1 protein-coding gene is annotated in these 234 nt (G+C 43.2%); it reads right to left on the minus strand.

The window, feature by feature from the left end; genetic code table 11:
- Window positions 1-234: mucin-binding protein (locus tag STRDD10_RS11330; protein WP_197458358.1), on the minus strand; the 234-nt coding region annotated here is incomplete at both ends.

The following is a 234-nucleotide window of genomic DNA, read 5'->3' on the forward strand; positions in this document are numbered from 1 at the left end:
TTGAGCTGCTGACCAGTCACCGTAGGTCACATCTCCTGTTACCAAGTTGATGTTTGCTGTACGTGTGAAGGTTACTGTTTGAACAACATCAGCTGTTACTTCTGCACCATTTTCATCGTTGTAACGGTACTTGATTGTACGTGTTACTGTCTTAGATGTTTCAAGGTTCTTAACAGCATCAGTATTAGGCCATACTGGTGAGTTTGGATCTGATGGATCTACTGGTTGACCTGG

It is taken from the genome of Streptococcus sp. DD10, from assembly GCF_001578805.1.
Lineage (GTDB): Bacteria > Bacillota > Bacilli > Lactobacillales > Streptococcaceae > Streptococcus.